Origin of the sequence: Salmonella sp. 32100201201700099SM (assembly GCF_017572645.1) — a bacterium.
In the GTDB taxonomy this organism is placed as follows: domain Bacteria; phylum Pseudomonadota; class Gammaproteobacteria; order Enterobacterales; family Enterobacteriaceae; genus Salmonella; species Salmonella enterica.
In genome coordinates, this window is sequence record NZ_JAGERQ010000004.1 from 38,209 (window position 1) to 59,005 (window position 20,797).

Genomic DNA, 20,797 nt, shown 5'->3' on the forward strand with positions numbered 1-20,797 from the left:
GTAATTATGTTAAGGGTCTACCACTCCAATCGTCTGGATGTGCTGGAAGCGTTGATGGAGTTCATCGTCGAACGCGAGCGGCTGGATGATCCCTTTGAACCAGAAATGATTCTGGTGCAAAGCACGGGTATAGCGCAGTGGCTGCAGATGACCCTTTCACAAAAGTTTGGTATTGCGGCGAATATCGCTTTTCCGTTACCGGCGAGTTTTATCTGGGAGATGTTTGTCCGCGTGTTGCCGGATATCCCCAAAGAAAGCGCTTTCAGCAAACAAAGTATGAGCTGGAAACTGATGACCTTGCTGCCGCAGTTGCTGGATAAGGATGAGTTTGTACTGCTGCACCATTATCTGACCGACGACACCGATAAACGCAAACTCTTTCAGCTTTCCGCGCGCGCCGCCGACCTGTTCGATCAGTATCTGGTTTATCGGCCTGACTGGCTTACGCAGTGGGAGGCGGGAAAAACCGTGGAAGGTCTGGGAGAGGCGCAAAACTGGCAGGCGCCGCTGTGGAAAGCATTGGTGGAATATACCGCCGCGCTGGGGCAGCCGCGCTGGCATCGCGCCAATCTCTACCAACGCTTTATTCAAACGCTGGAAAGCGCGACCGCCTGCCCGCCAGGGTTGCCGTCCCGCGTTTTTATTTGCGGCATTTCCGCGTTACCGCCAGTGTATCTCAAAGCATTGCAGGCGCTGGGTAAACATATTGAAATCCATCTCCTTTTTACTAATCCGTGTCGGTATTACTGGGGGGATATAAAAGACCCAGCCTGGCTGGCAAAACTCATGGCTCGCCAGCGTCGTCACAGTTTTGAAGACCGTCATTTACCGTTGTTCCGTGAAAATCAGAATCCGGAAGCCTTATTTAACAGCGACGGTGAACAGGATATCGGTAATCCGCTACTGGCCTCATGGGGAAAACTGGGACGGGATTATATCTACCTGCTATCTGAACTGGAAAACAGCCAGGAGCTGGATGCGTTTGTTGATATTACGCCAGATAATCTTTTGCATCGGATTCAGGCGGATATCCTTGAACTGGAAAGCCATGCGGTGGCGGGCGTAAATCTTGAGGAGTATTCGCGCAGCGACAATAAGCGTCTGCTCGATCCTGAGGATAACAGCCTCTCTTTTCACGTTTGTCACAGCCCGCAGCGCGAGGTGGAAATACTGCACGATCGCCTGCTGGCGATGCTGGAAGCCGATCCGACACTAACGCCGCGCGACATTATCGTTATGGTGGCTGATATTGACAGCTATAGCCCGTTTATCCAGGCGGTATTTGGTAGCGCGCCAACGGAGCGCTATCTGCCTTATGCCATTTCCGATCGGCGGGCGCGTCAGTCACATCCGGTGTTACAGGCATTTATCAGCCTACTTTCGTTACCGGACAGCCGCTTTGTCTCCGAGGATGTTCTGGCGTTGTTAGATGTACCGGTATTGGCTGCCCGCTTTACGATCAACGAAGAAGGGTTGCGTTATTTGCGCTTGTGGGTCAATGAGTCAGGCATTCGCTGGGGAATTGACGATGACAACGTACGAGAGCTGGAACTTCCTGCCACGGGGCAGCATACGTGGCAATTTGGCCTGACGCGTATGCTGCTGGGGTATGCGATGGAAAGCGCCCAGGGCGAGTGGCAGTCGGTTCTGCCTTATGACGAATCCAGCGGTCTGATTGCTGAGCTGGTCGGGCATCTGGCTTCGCTGCTGATGCAGCTTAATATCTGGCGGCGCGGTCTGGCGCAGGAGCGACCGCTGGAAGAGTGGTTGCCCGTTTGTCGCGATATGCTCAATGATTTCTTCCTGCCCGATGCGGACACGGAAGCGGCAATGACATTGATTGAACAGCAGTGGCAGGCCATTATCGCCGAAGGCGTCGCGGCGGAATATGGCGACGCGGTACCGATTTCGCTACTGCGGGATGAACTGGCGCAGCGTCTGGATCAGGAACGTATTAGCCAGCGCTTCCTGGCGGGCCCCATCAATATTTGTACGCTGATGCCGATGCGTTCCATTCCGTTCAGAGTCGTTTGCCTGCTGGGAATGAACGACGGCGTATACCCGCGCCAGCTTGCGCCGTTGGGCTTTGACCTGATGAGCCAAAAAACCATGCGCGGGGATCGAAGCCGTCGCGACGATGACCGCTACCTGTTTCTGGAAGCGTTAATCTCGGCGCAGCAGACGTTGTATATCAGCTACATCGGTCGCTCCATCCAGGATAATAGCGAACGCTTTCCCTCTGTACTGGTGCAAGAATTGGTGGATTACATCGGGCAAAGCCACTATTTGCCGGGCGACGAAACGCTGACCTGTGATGAGAGCGAAGCACGAGTCAAAGCGCATATTACGCGTCTGCATACCCGTATGCCTTTTGATGCGCAAAATTACCAACCCGGCGAACAGCAAAGTTATGCCAGAGAGTGGTTGCCCGCGGCGAGTCAGTCGGGAAAAGCGCATTCTGACTTTGTGCAGCCGCTTCCTTTTACGATGCCGGAAACATTGACTCTGGAAAGTCTGCAGCGTTTTTGGGCCCATCCGGTACGCGCATTTTTTCAGATGCGGCTTCAGGTTAATTTCCGCTCGGAAGAGAGTGAGATTCCTGATGCGGAACCGTTTGAATTAGAGGGATTGACGCGATATCAACTTAACCAACAGTTGCTCAATACGCTGGTTGAAGAGGACGACACCGAACGCTTGTTCCGCCGTTTCCGGGCTGCGGGAGAGTTGCCTTACGGCGCGTTTGGCGAAATATTCTGGGATGCGCAGTGTCAGGAGATGCAGCAACTGGCAAGCCGGGTCATCGCCTGCCGTAAGCCGAGCCAAAGCCTGGAAGTGGATCTGCTTTGTAATGGCGTTCAGCTAACCGGCTGGCTACCGCAGGTACAGGAGGATGGATTATTGCGCTGGCGTCCCGCTTTAATCAGCGTTGCGCAAGGTGTGCAACTTTGGCTGGAACACCTTGTCTATTGTGCCAGCGGCGGGAGTGGCGAAAGTCGCCTGTTTTTGCGCAAAGAGGGAGAATGGCGATTTCCTCCTCTTGATAAAACGCAGGCAATGGTTTACCTGGCGCAACTGATTGAAGGCTACCGGGAAGGCATGTCTTCTCCGCTATTGGTACTGCCGGAAAGCGGCGGCGCATGGATAAAAGCCTGTTATGACGCTGAAAATGATGTCATGTTAGACGATGATGACACCTTACAGAAGGCCAGGACAAAGTTTCTACAGGCTTATGAAGGCAACATGATGGTGAGCGGCGAAGGCGAAGATATCTGGTATCAACGTCTTTGGCGTCAGCTGGAATCTGAAACTTTGCAGGCTATCATTGCGCAGTCACGGCATTACCTGTTACCGCTGTTTCGTTTTAATCAGTCTCGTTGATTGTATGAAAATCGCGCCATTAAAAGGCTTCGACTATGATGCGCTCTTCGTCACGGACTGATTACTGATAAAAAAATGCTGCCTGGTTCAGCACAATAATATCCCGTTCCGCTCAGGTCGATGGTTTACGTGACCATACAGATGAGTGGGAATGAAAGTTAATGATGAGGTCCGTGAATGCCCCGCAGCACCTGGTTCAAAGCGTTATTGTTATTGGTCGCCCTCTGGGGGCCTGCAGTTCAGGCGGATATCGGTTGGCAACCGCTGCAAGAAACTATCCGTAAAAGCGATAAAGATACCCGGCAGTATCAGGCGATACGTCTTGATAATGACATGGTGGTGTTGCTGGTATCCGATCCGCAGGCTGTAAAGTCTCTTTCTGCGTTAGTGGTGCCCGTTGGATCGCTTGAAGATCCTGAGGCTCATCAGGGGCTTGCTCATTATCTTGAGCATATGTGCCTGATGGGGTCAAAAAAATATCCGCAGGCGGATAGCCTTGCCGAATACCTTAAAAGACATGGCGGTAGCCACAACGCCAGCACCGCGCCTTATCGAACAGCCTTCTACCTGGAGGTTGAAAACGACGCGCTTCCAGGTGCCGTAGATCGCCTGGCCGACGCCATTGCCGCGCCATTGCTCAATAAAAAGTATGCCGAACGCGAACGAAACGCGGTGAATGCCGAGCTGACGATGGCGCGCACCCGCGACGGTATGCGTATGGCGCAGGTAAGCGCCGAAACCATTAACCCGGCGCATCTAGGCTCGCACTTTTCAGGCGGCAATCTGGAAACGCTAAGCGATAAGCCGGGCAATCCGGTGCAACAAGCGCTGATCGCTTTTCATGAAAAATACTATTCAGCTAATCTGATGAAGGCGGTGATTTACAGTAATAAACCCTTGCCGGAACTGGCGCGTATTGCCGCAGATACCTATGGTCGCGTGCCGAATAAACAGATTAAAAAACCGGAAATTAACGTACCTGTCATCACCGAGGCGCAGAAGGGCATCATTATTCATTACGTGCCGGCGCTACCGCGTAAAGTGCTGCGCGTGGAGTTTCGTATTGATAACAATAGCGCGCAGTTCCGTAGCAAGACCGATGAACTGGTCTCTTATCTGATTGGCAATCGTAGCCCGGGGACGCTCTCTGACTGGCTGCAAAAACAAGGACTGGTCGAAGGTATTAGCGCGGATTCCGATCCGATTGTTAATGGTAACAGCGGCGTATTTGCCATTTCGGCAACGCTGACCGATAAAGGTTTGGCCAATCGTGATGAAGTCGTTGCGGCTATTTTCAGCTATCTCAATATGTTACGTGAAAAAGGGATAGATAAACGTTACTTTGACGAGCTGGCGCATGTGCTGGATCTCGACTTTCGCTATCCGTCGATTACCCGCGATATGGACTATGTCGAATGGCTGGCGGACACTATGATCCGCGTCCCGGTAGCGCATACGCTGGATGCGGCGAATATCGCCGATCGTTACGATCCTGCCGCTATCAAAAATCGCCTGGCGATGATGACGCCGCAGAATGCGCGTATCTGGTATATCAGTCCCCAGGAACCCCATAATAAGACGGCATATTTTGTGGATGCGCCTTATCAGGTCGATAAGATTAGCGAACAGACGTTTAAAAACTGGCAGCAAAAAGCACAGGGCATTGCGTTGTCGCTGCCGGAGTTAAACCCCTATATTCCTGATGATTTTACGCTTGTTAAGAATGACAAAAACTACGTGCGGCCAGAACTGATTGTCGATAAAGCGGATTTGCGCGTGGTTTATGCGCCGAGTCGTTATTTCGCCAGCGAGCCAAAAGCTGACGTGAGCGTGGTATTGCGTAACCCGCAGGCGATGGACAGCGCCCGCAATCAGGTACTGTTCGCCCTTAATGATTATCTGGCGGGAATGGCGCTCGATCAGCTCAGCAACCAGGCGGCAGTGGGCGGCATTAGCTTTTCCACTAACGCCAACAATGGTCTGATGGTCAATGCGAACGGTTATACCCAGCGTTTGCCGCAGCTTCTCCTGGCGTTGCTGGAAGGATATTTTAGCTACGACGCCACGGAAGAACAGCTGGCGCAGGCGAAATCCTGGTATACGCAGATGATGGATTCTGCGGAGAAGGGAAAAGCCTACGAACAGGCGATTATGCCGGTGCAGATGATTTTGCAGGTGCCTTATTTTTCCCGTGATGAACGTCGCGCTTTGCTGCCGTCCATTACGTTGAAAGAGGTGATGGCCTATCGTAATGCGTTAAAAACGGGCGCTCGTCCGGAATTTCTGGTTATAGGAAATATGAGCGAAGCCCAGGCGACCTCGCTGGCGCAAGATGTTCAAAAACAGCTAGCGGCGAACGGATCGGCGTGGTGTCGCAATAAAGACGTGGTGGTTGAGAAAAAGCAGTCCGTAATATTTGAAAAAGCGGGCAGTAGCACCGACTCCGCGTTAGCCGCGGTCTTTGTCCCGGTCGGCTACGACGAGTACGTCAGCGCCGCCTACAGCGCGATGTTAGGTCAGATTGTTCAACCGTGGTTTTACAATCAGCTACGAACCGAAGAGCAACTGGGATACGCCGTTTTCGCCTTTCCGATGAGCGTTGGCCGTCAGTGGGGAATGGGATTCCTGCTACAGAGCAACGATAAACAGCCCTCTTACCTGTGGCAACGCTATCAGGCATTTTTCCCTGACGCCGAGGCGAAGCTGAGGGCGATGAAGCCGGAAGAGTTCGCCCAAATTCAGCAGGCGATCATTACGCAAATGCGCCAGGCGCCGCAAACGTTGGGCGAAGAAGCATCCCGTTTAAGCAAGGATTTCGATCGGGGTAATATGCGCTTTGACTCGCGTGATAAAATCATCGCTCAGATAAAATTGCTGACGCCACAAAAGCTTGCCGACTTCTTCCACCTGGCGGTGGTGGAACCACAAGGTATGGCAATATTGTCACAGATTGCTGGTAGCCAGAATGGAAAAGCAGAATACGTGCATCCGACAGGCTGGAAAGTGTGGGATAACGTCAGCGCATTGCAGCAAACGTTACCTCTAATGAGCGAAAAGAATGAATGATGTCGCCGAGACTCTTGATCCTCTACGCTTGCCCCTGACAGGCGAGCGTCTGATTGAAGCATCAGCGGGCACAGGCAAAACGTTTACTATCGCGGCGCTGTATCTGCGGTTATTGCTCGGTTTAGGCGGCAGTGCCGCATTTCCCCGTCCGTTGACCGTTGAAGAACTGCTGGTGGTAACCTTTACGGAGGCCGCCACTGAAGAGCTGCGTGGGCGAATCCGCAGTAATATCCATGAGTTGCGCATCGCCTGTCTGCGGGAAAGCACGGATAATCCGCTGTATGCCCGCTTGCTGGAAGAAATTAGCGATAAAAAGCAGGCCGCGCAGTGGTTATTACTGGCGGAACGACAAATGGACGAGGCCGCGGTTTTTACCATCCACGGTTTTTGCCAGCGTATGCTCAGCCTGAACGCTTTCGAATCCGGTATGTTGTTTGAGCAACAGCTTATTGAAGACGAATCTTTGTTGCGTTATCAGGCCTGCGCCGATTTCTGGCGGCGTCATTGCTATCCGCTGCCGCGCGACATCGCTCAGGTGGTGTTTGACGTGTGGAAGGGACCGAAGGCGCTCTTAAAGGATATCGATCGTTATCTGCAGGGCGAAGCGCCGGTCATTAAAGCGCCGCCATCGCAGGAGGAGACGCTGGCATCGCGTCATGAACAGATCCTGGCGCGCATCAACCAGGTGAAGCAGCAGTGGTGTGAGGCGGTTAGCGAGCTGGACGCGCTGATCGAATCATCCGGCATCGATCGCAGAAAATTCAACCGCGGCAATCAGGCGAAATGGATCGAAAAGATCACCGCGTGGGCGCAAGAAGAGACCAAAAACTATCAATTACCCGAGGCGTTGGGAAAATTTTCACAGCGTTTTTTAGCTGAGCGCACCAAAGCTGGCGGCGTGACGCCCCAGCACCCATTGTTTGTCGCCATTGATAACCTGTTGGGCGAACCGCTATCGATTAAAGATCTGGTTCTTACCCGAGCGCTCTCAGAGATCCGTGAAACGGTGGCTCAGGAAAAACGACGGCGCGGCGAGCTGGGGTTTGACGATATGCTCAGCCGTTTAGATACCGCGCTGCGTAGTGAAAGCGGCGAGGCGCTGGCTGCGGCGATTCGTACCCGTTTCCCGGTGGCGATGATCGATGAATTTCAGGATACCGACCCACAACAGTACCGTATTTTTCGCCGTATCTGGCGACATCAACCCGATACGGCGCTATTGCTGATTGGCGATCCTAAACAGGCGATTTATGCGTTTCGTGGCGCGGATATCTTTACCTACATGAAGGCCCGCAGCGAAGTGAGCGCGCACTATACGCTTGACACTAACTGGCGCTCCGCGCCGGGGATGGTGAATAGCGTTAACAAGCTGTTCAGTCAGATGAATGACGCCTTTATGTTCCGCGATATTCCCTTCAGTCCGGTAAAGTTTGCGCCCAGAAACCAGTCGCTGCAATTTAAAGTGAATGACGCGCCTCAACCGGCGATGACCCTGTGGCTAATGGAGGGGGAAAGCTGCGGTTCGGGCGATTACCAAAGTTATATGGCGCAGGTGTGCGCCACGCAAATTCGCGACTGGCTGCGCGCCGGACAAACGGGCGACGCGCTGCTGACGAACGGCGATTCGTCGCGGCCCGTTCGCGCCTCGGATATCAGCGTGCTGGTGCGCAGCAGGCGGGAAGCCGCGCTGATACGGGATGCGCTGACCTTACTGGCGATCCCCTCCGTCTATCTTTCAAACCGCGACAGCGTATTCGAAACGCTCGAAGCGCAGGAAATGCTGTGGGTGTTGCAGGCGGTGATGGCGCCCGAACGTGAGAATACGCTGCGTAGCGCTCTGGCGACATCAATGATGGGCCTTACCGCGCTGGATATCGAAACGCTTAACAATGATGAAAATGCGTGGGATACGGTTGTCGAAGAGTTTGATGGCTACCGACAGATTTGGCATAAACGCGGCGTGATGCCGATGCTGCGCGCGCTAATGTCGGCGCGCAATATTGCTGAAAACCTGCTGGCGACGGCGGGAGGCGAACGTCGGCTGACGGATATTCTGCATATTAGCGAACTGTTACAGGAAGCCGGTTCGCAGCTGGAAAGCGAACATGCGCTGGTGCGTTGGCTGGCGCAGCATATCCTTGAACCCGATAGCAATGCTTCCAGCCAGCAACTACGTCTGGAAAGCGATAAGCATCTGGTGCAAATCGTCACCATTCATAAATCGAAAGGTCTGGAATACCCGCTGGTCTGGCTACCTTTTATCACCCATTTCCGCGTGCAGGACCAGGCTTTTTATCACGACAGGCACTCCTACGAGGCGGTGCTGGACCTTAGTCACGCCGAAGAGAGCATTGCACTGGCGGAGGCCGAACGCCTGGCGGAAGACCTGCGCCTACTTTATGTCGCGCTGACTCGTGCAGTGTGGCATTGCAGCCTCGGCGTCGCGCCGCTGGTGCGGCGTCGCAGTGATAAGAAAGGTGAGACGGATGTGCACCAAAGCGCGCTTGGGCGACTCCTGCAAAAAGGCGAACCGATGGATGCCGCAGGCTTTCGCGCCTGTATTGAGGCGCTATGCGACGAGGATATCGTGTGTCGAACGCCAGGCAACACGGATAACGACCGCTGGCAAATTGCCGCTGCATCGCACGCGGAACTCAGCGCCAGAACGCTGCAACGCCTGCTCTATGATAGCTGGCGCGTCACCAGTTATTCCGGTTTGCAGCAGCGGGGACATAGCGTGGCGCAAGATCTTATTCCTCGTCTCGACATTGACGCCGCAGGCGTTGGCGAAGCGGCGGAAGCGCCGGCAATGACGCCGCATCACTTTCCTCGCGGGGCATCGCCGGGAACATTTTTGCACAGCCTGTTTGAAGAGCTTGATTTTACTCAACCGATAGACCCCCAATGGGTACAGGAAAAACTGGAGCTGAGTGGTTTTGAAACGCGATGGGAGCCCGTACTTACCCGCTGGCTGGACACCGTGTTGCACGTTCCCCTTAACGAGACGGGCGTTAGTCTGAGCGTGCTGACCGAGCGTGAAAAACAGGTCGAAATGGAGTTTTATCTGCCGATTGCCCAGCCGCTTACCGCCGGAGAGCTGGATGCGTTGATTCGTCGATACGACCCGCTTTCAGCAGGTTGCCCTGCGCTGGATTTCATGCAGGTTCGCGGCATGTTAAAGGGCTTTATCGACCTGGTGTTCCGTTATGAGGGGCGCTATTACCTGCTCGACTATAAATCTAACTGGCTGGGCGAGGATAGCGCCGCTTATACCCAGACGGCGATGGCTGCGGCGATGCAGGCGCATCGCTATGATTTGCAGTACCAGCTTTATACGCTGGCATTGCACCGTTACCTTCGTCATCGAATGACGAATTACGACTATGAACGCCATTTCGGCGGCGTCATCTATCTCTTTTTACGCGGGGTGGATAGCGAACGTCCGCAGCAGGGTATTTTTACCACTCGCCCTGCGGCGGCGTTAATTAACCAACTGGATGATATGTTTGCAGGTGAAATGAGTGAGGAGGCGCAATGACAATCCAGGAGCGGTTGCTGGAGGCCGTTGAACAAAAACTCTTACGGCCCATTGATGCCCAGTTTGCTTTAACCGTCGCCGGTAACGACGATCCCGCCGTGATGCTGGCGGCAGCGCTGCTTAGTCATGACGCAGGTGAAGGTCACGTGTGTCTGCCGTTGTCGCGTTTAACGTTAACGGAGGAGGCGCATCCCTTACTGGTCGCCTGGATAAGCGAAACGGCTACGCCAATCGACTGGAAAAAGCGGTTACTGGCGTCTGCGGCGGTTAGCTGCGGCGATAGCCCCGCGCCGTTAATTCTGTGCGGCGATCGTCTCTACCTGAATCGCATGTGGTGCAACGAGCGTACGGTTGCGCGCTTTTTTAACGAGGTTAACCAGGCCATCGCCGTAGATGAAGATCAGTTATCCCGTATTCTGGACGCGCTATTCCCTCCGACAGACGAGGTGAACTGGCAAAAGGTGGCCGCCGCCGTAGCGCTAACTCGCCGTATCTCCGTGATTTCAGGCGGTCCCGGCACCGGTAAAACCACCACCGTCGCGAAGCTGCTGGCGGCATTAATTCAAATGGCGGATGGCGAACGTTGCCGTATCCGGCTGGCGGCGCCGACCGGGAAAGCGGCCGCACGCCTGACGGAGTCGCTCGGCGCGGCGTTGCGTCAGCTTCCACTTACCGATGCGCAGAAAAAGCGTATACCGGAGGACGCCAGTACGCTGCACCGACTGCTGGGCGCACAGCCCGGCAGCCAGCGATTACGCCATCATGCGGGCAACCCGTTGCATCTGGACGTGCTGGTGGTCGATGAAGCATCAATGATTGATTTGCCGATGATGTCACGTTTGATTGACGCTCTGCCGCCGCACGGGCGGGTCATTTTTCTTGGCGATCGCGATCAGTTGGCATCCGTTGAGGCGGGCGCTGTGTTGGGCGATATTTGCGCCTATGTCAACGCAGGGTTTACGGCGGAACGCGCCCGACAGCTAAGCCGACTCACAGGGAGCGCCATTCCGGCGGGGGCCGGAACGCAAGCCGCGTCTTTACGCGATAGCCTCTGTTTATTGCAAAAGAGCTACCGTTTCGGCAGCGATTCTGGCATCGGCAAGCTGGCGGCGGCGATTAACTGCGGCGACAGGTCGGCAATCCAGGCTGTTTTTCAGCAGGGGTTTAGCGATATAGAGAAGCGTACATTGCAAAGCAGCGACGATTATGCCGGGATGCTGGATGAAGCGCTGGCGGGCTATGGTCGCTACTTGCGGTTGCTGCATGAGAAAGCGACGCCGGAGGCAATCCTTCAGGCTTTCAATGAGTATCAACTGCTTTGCGCGCTGCGTGAAGGCCCATTTGGCGTGAGGGGACTGAATGACCGCATTGAGCAGGCGATGGTGCAGCAACGAAAAATTCAGCGGCACCCGCATTCTCGCTGGTATGAAGGGCGTCCGGTAATGATTGCGCGCAACGATAGCGCGTTGGGGCTATTTAACGGCGATATTGGTATTGCGCTCGATCGCGGACAGGGGTTACGCGTCTGGTTTGTGATGCCGGACGGCACGATCAAGTCCGTTCAGCCCAGCCGTCTGCCGGAACATGATACAACCTGGGCGATGACGGTACATAAATCTCAGGGGTCTGAATTTGATCACGCCGCGCTGATTTTACCCAGCCAACGTTCGCCGGTCGTGACGCGGGAGCTGGTGTATACCGCTGTTACGCGGGCGCGGCGGCGGTTATCGCTGTATGCCGATGAACGGATCCTGGCAGGCGCGATTGTGACGCGTACGGAGCGGCGCAGCGGATTAGCCACCTTATTTGATGAAGTCAGTCGTACCGAATAAGACGAGTTCTCGCCGGATGGCGACGCGCAGCGTCTTATCCGGCCTCCAAATGATGCTTTCGAGCGTAGGCCTGATAAACGCAGCGCCATCAGGCCCCCTCGTTACCCTAAATCCGCCATCAGCACCTTTGAACGTCGCTGATAGTTATACATTTTTTTCTTGCTCTCAGGCAGTAACTCAATATCGACAGGCGTGAAACCGCGCTCCTGGAACCAGTGAATACTGCGCGTCGTCAGCACAAACAATTTACGCAGCCCCATTTGCCGCGCCTGGGCGGCAACCCGCTCCAGAAGCACTTCTCCACGCGATGAGCTGCGGTAATCCGGATGTACCGCTACGCAGGCCATTTCGCCTATTTTCTCTTCCACAAAAGGATACAGCGCCGCGCAGGCGATAGTCATATTATCGCGCTGAATAATGGTAAATTTATCGATCTCCATCTCCAGTTGTTCACGGGAACGGCGTACCAGAATGCCCTGCTGTTCCAGTGGGCGGATAAGCTCCAGAATACCGCCAATATCGTTGATGGTAGCGCGGCGGATCTGCTCGGCGCTCTCCATGACGATCTGCGTACCGATACCATCACGCGAGAACAGTTCCTGTAATAGCGAGCCATCTTCCTGATAGCTGATCAGATGGCAACGACGAACGCCGCTACGACAGGCTTTTACCGCGCCGCGCAAAAAACGTACGGTTCCGGAGTTGTAATCGCCCTGCGCTTCCAACTCTTCCACCCGCGCCTGTGCTTCATTCGGGAAGAGTTCAGAAATGATGCCGCCCTCGCTATTGGTAACGCCCTGAGAAGAACAGAAACCGATCATTTTTTCCGCTTTCAGTTTAACGGCGAGTTGAGTGGCAATCTCTTCTGAGGTCAGATTAAAACTTTCACCGGTCACTGAGACGGCGACCGGCCCCATCAGAACGATCGCGCCGTTATCCAACTGGCGGTTGATCGCATCTTCATCAATGCGCCGGATACGGCCGCTATGACAGTAGTCCACGCCATCATCAACGCCCAGCGGCTGCGCAATGGTGAAATTGCCGCTGACGACATTAATGTGCGCGCCCTGCAACGGCGTATTGTTCAGACTCATCGACAGACGGGCGGTAATATCAAGCTGGAGTAAACCGGCGGCCTGTTTCACCAGCTCCAGTGCTTTGGCGTCCGTCACCCGCGTGTTTTTGTGGTAAATCGGTTCATGATGATGCGCGGCCAGATTGGCGTCGATTTGCGGTCGCGCGCCATACACCACGACAAGGCGAATACCGAGGCTATGCAGTAGCCCGATATCGCTAACGATGCTGGAAAAATTGTCATGCTCAATGGCTTCGCCGCCGAGCATAATGACAAAGGTTTTTCCGCGATGGGTGTTGATATAGGGAACTGAATGGCGAAACCCTTCTACCAGTTCGGTTTTACGTTCCTTTATCATTGCGCGCCCCATTAGTGAATTATTATTCGAAATTAGTGTATTTTTATTCTGTTTTTGCCCTCTGTGCAAGCGTAAATTTTATGCGGTCCGATCGCTTTTCTTAGTAATGCCGTGAATATAAAAAGAATGTTTACCCTTTTATAGATGACAGATTATGCGTCATTCGCTAAAGTTTCCGGTCAATTTGGATGAACTTTGTATGATCTCTATTTAGTTTTTGCTCGGGAGAAGCATGTCGGGAGCCAATTCAGCAATCAGCCGTCGCCGTTTACTACAAGGCGCGGGCGCCATGTGGCTATTAAGCGTGAGCCAGGTCGGGCTGGCTGCCGTAAGCCAGGTCGTTGCGGTGCGTATCTGGCCTGCGTCCAGCTATACCCGCGTCACGGTAGAGTCGAATCGTCTGCTGAAATATAAACAATTTGCCTTAAGTAACCCGGACCGCGTGGTGGTAGATATTGAGGATGTGAATCTGAACTCGGTGCTTAAAGGCATTGGCGCGCAGATTCGCAGCGACGATCCGTATATCAAATCCGCAAGGGTAGGGCAGTTTGATCCTAAGACTGTGCGTATGGTCTTTGAGCTAAAACAAAACGTGAAGCCGCAGCTATTTGCGCTGGCGCCTGTGGCAGGCTTTAAAGAACGTCTGGTGATGGATCTTTATCCTGCCAATGCGCAGGATATGCAGGATCCGCTGCTGGCGCTGCTGGAAGACTACAATAAAGGCGATCTGGATAAACAGGTGCCGCCTTCGCAAAGCGGGCCGCAGCCCGGTAAAGCGGGGCGCGATCGTCCCATTGTCATTATGCTTGATCCGGGACACGGCGGCGAAGACCCCGGCGCGATAGGCAAATACAAAACGCGTGAAAAAGACGTGGTGCTCCAGATAGCCCGCCGCCTGCGCGCGTTGATCGAAAAAGAAGGCAACATGAAGGTTTATATGACGCGCAATGAAGACATCTTCATTCCGTTAAAAGTCCGGGTGGCGAAAGCGCAGAAACAGCGCGCCGACCTGTTTGTCTCTATTCATGCGGATGCCTTCACCAGCCGGCAGCCTAGCGGTTCATCCGTATTCGCGCTATCGACCAAAGGCGCCACCAGTACCGCGGCGAAATATCTGGCGCAAACGCAGAACGCCTCGGACTTAATTGGCGGCGTGAGCAAAAGCGGTGACCGTTATGTCGACCATACGATGTTCGATATGGTGCAATCGCTGACCATTGCCGATAGTTTGAAATTCGGTAAGGCGGTGTTGAAGCAGCTTGGTAAAATTAATGACCTGCATAAAAACAAGGTCGAGCAGGCGGGGTTTGCGGTGTTAAAGGCGCCCGATATTCCGTCTATTCTGGTCGAGACGGCGTTTATCAGTAACATTGAAGAAGAACGCAAGCTCAAGACTGCGACGTTCCAGCAACAGGTCGCAGAGTCGATTCTGGCGGGCATTAAAGCGTATTTTGCCGATGGGGCGACGCTGGCGAGAAGAAGTTAACCTGAGATGACGGCGAGTTTATTGCGCGGGTAAGTAGGATGCTGCTGCCCGCACTGTCGTTGCGAACCAGACGACAGATACAAAAAAACACCCGTAAGGGTGTTCATTAAGTTGGTTGCGGGGGCCGGATTTGAACCGACGACCTTCGGGTTATGAGCCCGACGAGCTACCAGGCTGCTCCACCCCGCGTCCGTCTAAACTTGCATTCTCATTGTAATTGGTTGCGGGGGCCGGATTTGAACCGACGACCTTCGGGTTATGAGCCCGACGAGCTACCAGGCTGCTCCACCCCGCGTCCGTGGATGCGCACTATACTCCGCTGAGCTTTTGTTGCAACCCTTTTTTCATATAACTCGCTAATTTCTCATGAATTGCGCAAATACACCGCAGATAGCGCGATTTTTAAACGAATTTACATAATGAGATCGCGATCGCATTTCATTACTCTGGACGGTTTGTTATCTTCACCGGGCACTTTCGATTACGCAGAAGACGAGACACCATGAAAGGACGTTGGGCAAAATATGTGGCGACAGGCGTAATGCTGGCAATGCTGGCTGCCTGTTCATCAAAACCGACCGATCGCGGTCAGCAATATAAGGACGGGAAATTTACCCAGCCCTTCTCCCTGGTAAACCAGCCGGACGCGGTGGGCGCGCCGATTAATGCTGGTGACTTTGCCGAGCAGGTCAATCAGATCCGTTCCGCGTCGCCGCGTTTATACACCAATCAAAGCAACGTCTATAACGCTGTCCAGAACTGGTTACGTTCCGGAGGCGATACGCGTACTATGCGTCAGTTTGGTATCGATGCCTGGCAGATGGAAGGCACCGACAACTACGGTAACGTCCAGTTCACGGGCTACTATACGCCCGTCGTTCAGGCTCGCCATACGCGCCAGGGCGCGTTCCAGTACCCTATCTATAGTATGCCGCCAAAACGCGGACGTTTACCGTCCCGCGCTCAGATCTACGCAGGCGCGCTGAGCGATAAGTACATCCTGGCCTGGAGTAATTCGCTGATGGATAACTTTATTATGGATGTCCAGGGCAGCGGTTATATTGACTTCGGTGACGGTAGTCCGCTGAACTTCTTTAGTTATGCCGGTAAAAACGGCTGGCCTTATCGCAGTATTGGTAAAGTGCTTATCGATCGCGGTGAAGTGAAAAAAGAAGATATGTCGATGCAGGCCATACGCGAATGGGGAGAGAAGCACAGCGAAGCGGAAGTGCGTGAATTACTGGAGCAGAACCCGTCGTTCGTCTTCTTTAAGCCGCAATCTTTTGCGCCGGTCAAAGGCGCCAGCGCCGTACCGCTGATTGGGCGAGCATCCGTCGCCTCCGACCGCAGCATCATTCCGCCGGGCACAACCTTGCTGGCGGAAGTACCGTTGCTGGATAACAACGGTAAATTTAGCGGTCAGTATGAGCTACGTTTGATGGTCGCACTGGATGTCGGTGGAGCGATTAAAGGCCAGCACTTTGATATTTACCAGGGGATTGGCCCGGATGCCGGGCATCGTGCCGGATGGTATAATCACTATGGTCGCGTCTGGGTGTTAAAAAGCGCGCCGGGCGCCGGTAACGTGTTTAGCGGCTGATTGTGGTATTCTGCGACAACCGGATTGCCCGATAACGCGATCGCTATCGGGCCTGAAAATAGTGAGTAGGGGTGAGGAATAACCTCACCTTTTTTTATTCTGAGGTCATATGTCAGTGGTGATAAGTGATGCCTGGCGCCAACGCTTTGGCGGCACCGCGCGTCTGTACGGTGAAAAAGCGCTGCAGCGGTTTGCTGAGGCGCATATCTGCGTCGTGGGAATCGGCGGGGTGGGATCATGGGCGGCAGAGGCGCTGGCGCGTACGGGCATCGGCGCGATTACGCTGATTGATATGGACGATGTCTGCGTGACCAATACGAACCGCCAGATCCATGCGTTGCGTGATAATGTCGGGTTGGCGAAAGCGGAAGTGATGGCCGAACGGATTCGTCAAATTAACCCGGAGTGCCGGGTAACCGTTATCGATGATTTCATCACGCCGGATAATGTGGCGGGTTATATGAACGCGGGTTTTACCTATGTCATTGACGCCATTGACAGCGTTCGTCCAAAAGCCGCGCTGATTGCGTACTGTCGCCGATATAAGGTTCCTTTAGTGACCACTGGCGGCGCAGGCGGGCAGATCGATCCGACGCAAATCCAGGTCGCTGATTTGGCGAAAACTATCCAGGATCCGCTGGCGGCAAAACTGCGTGAGAGATTGAAACATAATTTTGGCGTAGTGAAGAACAGTAAAGGTAAGCTGGGCGTGGACTGCGTTTTTTCCACTGAAGCGCTGGTTTACCCACAGGCGGACGGTTCCGTATGCGCGATGAAAGCTACCGCAGAAGGGCCAAAACGGATGGATTGCGCCTCTGGCTTCGGCGCGGCGACGATGGTGACGGCAACGTTCGGTTTTGTCGCCGTTTCCCATGCGCTGAAGAAGATCATGGCTAAAGCGGCGCGACAAGAATAAAAGGACGGGGCGGAGTGTCACGCAGACGCGTATCCGGCCCTGCGCCCTTCGTTAGCGAAAGAAGCGCTGTACCCTGCCGAACACCGGTTTCAGACGGGCGCGGAGATAATGGGAATATAAATTTTCAGATATGCATAGAAACAACCCGAACCATACCGCACAAAAGCAGAGCAGTTCCGCGTAATTAATGTGCTCGCCAAATATCATAATGGCAAGTAAGAACTGTAAAGACGGCTCTATATATTGCGCCAGTCCGGTGACAATCAACGAGGTGTGATTTAACGCGATGGCAAATAATACCAGTGGAATGATCGTCACTGGCGCCGTCATGACATACAAAAAGAAAGGAGTATTAGCGGATATAATTGGTCCGCTATCGCTAAAGAGAAAAATTAATAGTGAGACAGGCAATGCCCATAATGTTTCAATCGTTATCGATGTCATCACATCATAATGTATAAACTTTCGCGCCAGGCCATATAGCGCAAATGATAATCCCATGGTTAGCGCCAGCGCCGGGAAATGCCGTAACATGATAATTTGAAAAGTCAGGCCACAGACACCAGAAAAAACGGCGATGGCCTGAAACAACGACAGTTTTTCTTTAAGAAAAATGCATCCCAGCGCAATAACAAATAGCGGGTTGATAAAATAGCCGAGGCTGGCATCAAGCACCAGATGATGGGTTAGCGCATAAATAAAAGATGACCATGAGACAATCATCAAAAGTCCGGCGATCATGCAGAAGAAAAAAGATTTTTTATCTTTCCAGGCATCATGAAATCGCGTTCGCTGCCGAAATAACAATCTTACTGCCAGTAATAATGGAATTGACCAGAACACCCGGTATATCAATATTTGTGCGAGATTTCCCCCTGATAAATATTGATAATATAAAGGTGTTAACCCCCATAATATAAATGCCAGTACCACAAACATGGTACCGCTACGCAGATATTTTTCCACTTATCCATATCCTGTTATAACTTCACCCGATACGTATGAATTTTCCAGTTCACCTGCTACGCTACATCGAGTGGCTTTATTTACTCTAAAATCTTCACGCCGTTTTAACATGGATTCTAACATTGTAATTTCATTGTGATAGCTGATAAAAATCAAAAGAATGTTTATCAGGGAAATCTGACGCCGAAACTAATAAAGTGACTGGATTATTTTATCTGCATCGCCTGACCGCCGCGGACGGCGCTGTCAGGCGACAGAATATTTACGCTATTTCAACCCTTATGCGTTGCGGCAACAATCGCTTCGCTCAGCGCGTTCAGCCCCTGACTGCGTGAGGCGCTAAGCTGGGCGCGTAAACCCAGCTCATCAAACAGCGCCAGCGGTGAACGAGCCTGTAATTCGGCGGCGTTTTTTCCTTCCACCGCGGTGAGCAATACCGCCAGCAGGCCGCGGACAATCCGCCCCTCACTGTCGCCGAAAAAGTGCATCGTTCCGTTATCTGATCGGGTAAAGCCCAGCCAGACGCGGTTCTCGCAGCCGGCTATCTCTTTCGCCTGCGCTTTGCATTCATCCGGCAGAGCGGGGAGCTGTTTTCCTAACAGAATCAACTGACGATATTTATCCTCCCATTGGGTCAGCGGGAGAAAGATAGCGCGTAACGTCTCTTCCGTTACCGTTGTGCCGAACGGGTGTCCGGTATAAAGAGGGTTTGTCATTAATCCACCAGCAGTTCCAGCGCGCGGTCAACGGCGTTAACCAACGCATCCACATCATGTTGGGTATTATACGGCGCAAAAGAGGCGCGCAGCGTCCCTGTGACGCCAAGTTCCGCCAGCAATGGCTGGGCGCAATGTTGCCCGGCCCGGAGCGCAATACCGTATTCCGCCAGCAGTGTCACCATATCGCCGTGGTGCACGCCGACAAAATCAAAGGCCAGCAGGCTGGAGTCCTGGCAGCGGAACGAACGAAAGCCCGGACGTTTCGCCAGTGCGTCTTCCGCCAGCGTCGCCAGCCCCCGGCTCCAGTTTTCGGCCTGTTCAATATCGATATCGGACAGCCATTCCAGCGCAGCGCTCAGGCCGATGACCCCGGCGACGTTCGGCGTCCCCGCTTCCAGTTTCCAGGGAGCGCTTTGAGTGGTGAAGCCTTCAAAGCTAACGTCACGGATCATCTTGCCGCCGCCGAGCCAGGGCGACATCGCCTCAAGAAGCTCCGGCTTACCGTACAGCACGCCGATACCGGTCGGGCCATACAGTTTGTGAGCGGAAAAAGCATAAAAATCGATATCAAGCTGCTGAACATCCGCCGGGAAGTGTACCGCGCCTTGCGCGCCATCTACCATCACGACCATTCCCACTGCGTGAGCGGTGCTGATAGCGCTTGCGAGATCCGGGCAGCCGCCCGTTACGTTCGACATTTGCCCCAGCGCCAGAATGCGGCTGCGCGACGTGATCAGTTCCGGCAGACGCTCAACATCAGGAAGACGCCGGTCATTAAGCGGCAGTTTTATGACCTGCGCGCCGGTTTGTTGCGCCACCATCAGCCAGGGCACAAGGTTGGCGTGATGCTCGGCGACGCTAACGATAATTTCATCGCCGGGGCGCAGACGAGGACGGGCGTAACACTGCGCCACCATGTTGATCGCTTCGGTGGTGCCGCGTGTCCAGACGATACTTTTTTCATCGGGCGCGTTTAACAGCCGCGCTGCTTTTGCTCTGGCCGCTTCATATTGCGCCGTCAGGCGCTGCGCCTGCGCAAACTGGCTACGATGAACGTTACCGGCGCTCAAACAATAAAACTGGTGCGTGGCGTCAATGACTGCCTGTGGCTTTAATGCCGTGGCGGCGCTATCGAGATAAACACCCGCATCGGCTAGCGCGGGAAACTGCGCGCGAAACTGCGTGGGATTAAAAGCGTTCATGATATTCCTCGGTTCAGTTTACCGATCGTGGCGTAAAAGCGCGGCTGATACAAGGTTTGTCCTAACCATCGGAATCGTCTGTATATCCTGGCGAATTATGTAAAGGAGGTTATGCTGAATAATGTTAGGCGAATGTTTAAGCCTGTTACGGAGTCCGCTTTAAATAGCACAAACAGCTTTAAGGAGAAGAAGATGAAAAAGACTGCCGCAATTATCTCTGCATGTATGCTGACTTTTGCCCTGAGCGCCTGTTCCGGTCCTAATTACGTTATGCACACCAATGATGGACGTAGCATTGTGACCGACGGTAAACCCCAGACCGATAACGATACCGGTATGATTTCGTATAAAGACGCTAATGGCAACAAACAGCAGATCAATCGTACTGACGTGAAAGAGATGGTGGCTCTGGAAAACTAACCGTTTGTTATACAAAAAAAAGCACCGCAATATGGCGGTGCTACATTAATCACTATGGACAGACAGGGTAAATGTACAGGAAGTGAAAAAGGGTAGTCTCGCTACCGTGGTCTGAATCGCAGACCAATTGCAAACACAACAACACAACATCACAACCGTAAGCCAAAAGCCCATCAGAACACGCATTCCGATAAAACTTTTCGTTCCGGCTCAGGAAGTGCCGCCACTATAGGTATTTGCT

Annotated in this window: 12 protein-coding genes and 2 tRNA genes; 8 read left to right on the forward strand and 6 right to left on the reverse strand. The window is 53.4% G+C overall.

Translation table 11 applies throughout. From position 1 onward, the window contains the following. Window positions 1-6: 6 nt before the first annotated feature. The 4 genes from recC to recD all read left to right on the forward strand — a co-directional run bounded on the left by recC (window position 7) and on the right by recD (window position 11,814). Window positions 7-3,378 carry an exodeoxyribonuclease V subunit gamma gene (gene recC / locus J4685_RS07585; protein ID WP_000946803.1) on the forward strand — a complete coding sequence of 1,124 codons (3,372 nt, stop codon included), beginning with the start codon at window positions 7-9 and terminating at the stop codon, window positions 3,376-3,378. A 177-nt stretch (window positions 3,379-3,555) separates the two neighbouring features. Then, entirely contained in the window at window positions 3,556-6,444 is a 2,889-nt protein-coding gene (gene ptrA, locus J4685_RS07590) for a pitrilysin (protein ID WP_001138247.1), read from the forward strand. Continuing rightward, window positions 6,437-9,982 carry an exodeoxyribonuclease V subunit beta gene (recB, locus tag J4685_RS07595; protein WP_001000537.1) on the forward strand — a complete coding sequence of 1,182 codons (3,546 nt, stop codon included), beginning with the start codon at window positions 6,437-6,439 and terminating at the stop codon, window positions 9,980-9,982. Before ptrA ends, recB begins: the two co-directional genes overlap by 8 nt. Next, the gene (gene recD / locus J4685_RS07600; protein WP_000155125.1) at window positions 9,979-11,814 is read left to right on the forward strand and encodes an exodeoxyribonuclease V subunit alpha; all 1,836 of its coding nucleotides are present in this window, start codon (window positions 9,979-9,981) and stop codon (window positions 11,812-11,814) included. Before recB ends, recD begins: the two co-directional genes overlap by 4 nt. Before the next feature lie 101 nt (window positions 11,815-11,915). On the opposite strand, the gene argA is transcribed toward recD, so the two are convergent. After that, on the reverse strand, window positions 11,916-13,247 hold the full coding sequence (argA, locus tag J4685_RS07605; protein ID WP_000588964.1) for an amino-acid N-acetyltransferase: 1,332 nt from the start codon (window positions 13,245-13,247) through the stop codon (window positions 11,916-11,918). Window positions 13,248-13,479: 232 nt separating this feature from the next. On the opposite strand from argA, the gene amiC reads away from it, so the two are divergent. Beyond that, complete coding sequence (amiC, locus tag J4685_RS07610; protein ID WP_000011919.1) at window positions 13,480-14,733, forward strand: N-acetylmuramoyl-L-alanine amidase AmiC; 1,254 nt, start codon at window positions 13,480-13,482, stop codon at window positions 14,731-14,733. 112 nt (window positions 14,734-14,845) lie between these two features. On the opposite strand, the gene J4685_RS07615 is transcribed toward amiC, so the two are convergent. Further along, window positions 14,846-14,922 (reverse strand) — tRNA-Met (locus J4685_RS07615). A 29-nt stretch (window positions 14,923-14,951) separates the two neighbouring features. Further along, window positions 14,952-15,028, reverse strand: a tRNA-Met gene (locus tag J4685_RS07620). 207 nt (window positions 15,029-15,235) lie between these two features. On the opposite strand from J4685_RS07620, the gene mltA reads away from it, so the two are divergent. Both mltA and tcdA read left to right on the forward strand, forming a co-directional pair. Further along, window positions 15,236-16,333, forward strand: coding sequence for a murein transglycosylase A (mltA, locus tag J4685_RS07625; RefSeq protein WP_000678626.1), 1,098 nt, complete (start codon window positions 15,236-15,238; stop codon window positions 16,331-16,333). A gap of 109 nt (window positions 16,334-16,442) precedes the next feature. Next, entirely contained in the window at window positions 16,443-17,249 is an 807-nt protein-coding gene (tcdA, locus tag J4685_RS07630; protein ID WP_000117748.1) for a tRNA cyclic N6-threonylcarbamoyladenosine(37) synthase TcdA, read from the forward strand. A gap of 51 nt (window positions 17,250-17,300) precedes the next feature. Here tcdA and rarD read toward each other — a convergent pair whose 3' ends face one another. The 3 genes from rarD to csdA all read right to left on the reverse strand — a co-directional run bounded on the left by rarD (window position 17,301) and on the right by csdA (window position 20,136). Beyond that, window positions 17,301-18,188 carry an EamA family transporter RarD gene (gene rarD / locus J4685_RS07635; RefSeq protein ID WP_077248417.1) on the reverse strand — a complete coding sequence of 296 codons (888 nt, stop codon included), beginning with the start codon at window positions 18,186-18,188 and terminating at the stop codon, window positions 17,301-17,303. A gap of 299 nt (window positions 18,189-18,487) precedes the next feature. Then, on the reverse strand, window positions 18,488-18,931 hold the full coding sequence (csdE, locus tag J4685_RS07640) for a cysteine desulfurase sulfur acceptor subunit CsdE (protein WP_000184198.1): 444 nt from the start codon (window positions 18,929-18,931) through the stop codon (window positions 18,488-18,490). Next, window positions 18,931-20,136, reverse strand: a complete 1,206-nt coding sequence (gene csdA / locus J4685_RS07645) for a cysteine desulfurase CsdA (protein ID WP_000991057.1) — start codon at window positions 20,134-20,136, stop codon at window positions 18,931-18,933. The genes csdE and csdA overlap by 1 nt, the downstream gene beginning before the upstream one ends. Before the next feature lie 192 nt (window positions 20,137-20,328). Here csdA and J4685_RS07650 point away from each other — a divergent pair, with 192 nt between their 5' ends. Further along, window positions 20,329-20,556, forward strand: a complete 228-nt coding sequence (locus J4685_RS07650; RefSeq protein ID WP_000750393.1) for a YgdI/YgdR family lipoprotein — start codon at window positions 20,329-20,331, stop codon at window positions 20,554-20,556. Window positions 20,557-20,797 lie beyond the last annotated feature (241 nt).